General features: G+C 54.7%; 2 protein-coding genes and 1 pseudogene. 1 reads left to right on the top strand and 2 read right to left on the bottom strand.

Going from position 1 to position 3668, the window contains the following annotated elements:
- Nucleotides 1–74: 74 nt before the first annotated feature.
- Nucleotides 75–1808, bottom strand: coding sequence for a M10 family metallopeptidase (locus Q4543_RS23945; RefSeq protein ID WP_303442599.1), 1734 nt, complete (start codon nucleotides 1806–1808; stop codon nucleotides 75–77).
- Between the two features lie 272 nt (nucleotides 1809–2080).
- Between Q4543_RS23945 and Q4543_RS23940 the strand changes: the two are divergent.
- A pseudogene (locus Q4543_RS23940) lies at nucleotides 2081–2218 on the top strand (IS481 family transposase); the annotation flags it as partial.
- Between the two features lie 443 nt (nucleotides 2219–2661).
- On the opposite strand, the gene Q4543_RS23935 reads toward Q4543_RS23940, so the two are convergent.
- Complete coding sequence (locus Q4543_RS23935) at nucleotides 2662–3393, bottom strand: IS110 family transposase (protein ID WP_303442596.1); 732 nt, start codon at nucleotides 3391–3393, stop codon at nucleotides 2662–2664.
- Nucleotides 3394–3668 lie beyond the last annotated feature (275 nt).

Below are 3668 nucleotides of genomic sequence, written 5' to 3'. Positions count from 1 at the left end.
GCGATGAAGGACTGGCACAAACTCAAGCCAGAGCTGTTCAAGAAACAGCCATATTACCTGCCGGGATGTGACACCTAAGCAAAGAGAAAATCTACCAACTCGAACTGATCTTCCTCAATGCCGCCGAGCGTCACATAGAGATCATCCCCAAGCTGGACTGAGATGCCCAGCGGCGATGACAAGAACCCAGTCAGTTTAGCATTCTCAAGGTACGCCGGCAGAAGGATCGTGTCCTGTTCAAGTTCGAAGTTAACGATTTGAAAATTCCCAGAGGCGCGCGACAAGTCGAAGTGATCTGCCCCGGCGCCACCATGGATCGTATCGTTCCCGCCAAGAAGGATAAATGTGTCGCTTCCTCTTCCACCAAATATGAGGTCATTACCAAAGACCTGCTGATCTTCGTCGTAGAACAGGTCGTCCCCATTCCCTAGATAGCAGATGTCGCTCCCTCTCCCTCCATAAACGATGTCGTCCCCATCACCCCCTGAGAGGGTATCGTTGTGCCGCCCTCCAGCCAAGAAATTGTCGCCAGCCCCGCTCCGGACAAAGTCGGGGCCATCGCCGCCCAAAAGAGTGTCGTCACCTCCAACGCTGAGCAAGGTGTCGGCTCCACCATCGCCTTGTACGTAATCCGCGCCGTATGGCCCCGCCTGACTGTGATCGTCAAAGACATCATTGCCACTGCCGAGGTAAACGATGTCAGCACCCTTGCCCGCGTTGACCGTATCGTTTCCTAGGCCCCCTTTGATGCAATCGGATTGACTGTTTCCATATATATCGTCATCGCCACGACCGCCGTCGATCGTATCGGCGCCAGAACCTCCCCAGATGCGATCCCTACCACCGTTCCCGTTCAGGACGTCATTTCCCGCGCCTGCATAAATATCATTGTCATAGTTGTTTCCTGAGACCGTATCGTTTCCGCCGCCTAACCTTGCATCTTCGATCAGTGTCCCTTCGAGTATCGATAAGTTCTCTATACCGCCAGCGATATTCGAAAATCCCCCCCCTCTTAGAGATAAATAATTATCAGAATGGTTCTCAGAAATATTAATAATGTCCTGCCCATCTAAATCAAAAATTGTCAAGGCTAACGGATCTCCATAGTAGATTTGATTGATGTCGCCAGACAGGAAAGCGGAATATGCTTGATCAATGAAGTTCCCAAGATTAGATTGATTTCCCCACACCGTGTTCCCGGCGGTCGCGCTGTCTGCCTTTGGTAACCCATACATTTTTTGGACTGCCAAAATGTCTGACGTCATTGGCGCGATCAGCGACGCATATGAAGCGTTTATGTTTTGGTTATAGCTCTGACTTATATATGACATGACGCTCAGCTGCCAACTGTCGTTCAAGTAAGCCGCGGCTACACCAGAACTACCGTCATAGTCCCCAGCATGGTTAAGTCCGATCGCATGCCCGATCTCATGAATGAATGTCTGATATGCGTAACTACCAGCACCTTCTCCAAAATCGGAGATCCAGTCTGAAGAGATATTGATGGTGGCGCTCGTTAGGGTGGACCCTACACCCAGCCATGTGCAGTAAGCTCCTGGATCGCTATCAGTAAAGGTGATGTTCGCCTTGGTGGATCTAGGCATGGTCGAAGATGCCGTCTCCACAAAGTGTATGTCGGCAACCATTTCCCATGATTGCAATGCCCATCTTGCATAGGCCTTTGCTTCATCCGATATTGATTCCAAATTTACAGAAATTATCTGACTTTGAGTCATCGCCCATTTCTGACCAGAACCGCCGTTGATCAACTGGTCAACAAGGACTTCTTGACTGGCTAAATATGTCATTCATTCACCGTCAGATAGGGGATTTACTTACAATTAGGAAAGCCGTATCCAAAGATTCTTTGTATTTGGTTAACTCGCACACAATCTTGGATATCGGAAATATCGAGAAATTTCCCTTACCTGATCACAGCGTTATTATTCCAAAGATTTTGCGGATTTAATTTTGAATATGGCGCAAATATTTTATGATATTTCAGGCCACTATTCGCGCATAGGTGTTTGATCCCACGGTTTAATGGTGTGATCCTTTCTCAATATTGGAAGGAGGTATTATGGGATAAGTTCGTCGCGGGAGCGCCGCGAGCACGCACGCTGTCAGAGCAGCAATACAGCGATCGCAAGCTTCGCTCGCGCAGCTGAGCCAAGAGCTGGGCATCAATCCGAAGACTGTCGCCAAGTGGCTAAAGCGTGAGGTTTAACGCGAGAACATGTGTTGAACTGTCATGGCCGCCCTGTCTGTTGGTGCATTCATGCTTACTCAAGCATCAAAACCAGGGGGCGGTTGCCGGAAGCATGCATAGGCGGGACAGAGAAGGGGTATGGGTTTTAGGCTTTTGGCTAGTGCCTTGATACCATCGGCCGCATTCAAGGCCGTGTTCGCAGCAGTGTCCCGGTGCGTTCTCTAATCGCCTTGGTCAAGTTCTGATCTTATTGCTGGTCCTTGTGCGTGCCGGGCTCTTGGGTTCGCTGCGCGATCAGTGCGATGGGCGCCGCATGTTTGCGTTCAGGGTCGGGCAGATCGAAGTGGTGTGCGCGGTCAAGTCCGCTGTTCTTAGAGCGATCTTACCCTCGCCGCGCGTCCCGGCTGGACGCATTCGGGTGTGGCGAAGTCAGCGTTTTGGATCTGGCTTGTTCAGATGGCGGCGTCCTCCTGGAAGGGTGTGCCGGTGCGCCACATGGCGTGTAGCGTGACAGCCAGTTTCCTGGCCGACGCGACCTTGGACTTCCGCGGTCCGGTGCGTTCTGCGATTGCCTTGGCCCAGTCGCGCAGGCGACCGCCACCCAGTTTCCGGCAGGAAATCGCGTTTGCCGCCTCGAAGAGGCATTTCCTGGTGAAGGCATCGCCGCGCTTCGAGACGCGGCCGGTCCGGCTGATCTCGCCCGACTCGGAACGGCGCGGCGTCCAGCCAAGGTCGGCCCCGGCACGCGACGAGCGACGGAACCGTCCGGCATCGTCGAGTGCCGCGACGACTGCCATCGCAGTCATCGGTCCGACGCCCGGTGGGGTCATCAGCAAGCGGACCGTCTGATGGCTTCTGGCAATCACGCGGATCCGGCGATCGAGATCGGCGATCCTGACTAGGATGTCGCGCCGGGCTTTCATCAAGGCCTCGAAGACGGGCACAAGCTCGGGCGAGACCGCAAGATCCCGCGCGATGATCTCCTCAGCACGGCGCTTGAAACCGCCGACCCGCTTGCCGAACATCACGCCAAAGGTCTTCAACAGCCCCCGGACGTCATTCTCCAGCCGGACGCGCATGCTGACCAGCGTATCGCGCGCAGTCAGCAAGGCGCGTGTCACATAGGCGTCGTGGCTGTTGATCTGCACGGCCCGGAACCAGCCGGTCCGGACGATCTGCGCCAAGCCTCGGGCATCCAGCCTGTCGTTCGGCAGGGAAAGGATTCACTGGATCCTTTCCTGATCCGCCTCACTGTTCGGCATCATCTTCAGCACGCCATTGGCGTGGCGGGCATCGAGGCAAAGGACTGGACCCCGCGCTCACTCAGTGCATTCCAGAGCCAGAGGGCCAACGGACCCGTCTCCATGTTGACCCGTTCCACGTCGGTAGTGTCCCAACGCTTGGTGTAGGAGGCCGCGCGCGGAGCCCCCGGCGTAGCGCAGCGCGCGGCCGGGTGTGA

Origin of the sequence: Salipiger sp. 1_MG-2023, from assembly GCF_030547555.1 — a bacterium.
In the GTDB taxonomy this organism is placed as follows: Bacteria; Pseudomonadota; Alphaproteobacteria; order Rhodobacterales; family Rhodobacteraceae; genus Salipiger.
The sequence above is the reverse complement of the archived record's forward strand: the minus strand, read 5'-3'. Positions and strand labels throughout refer to the sequence as shown.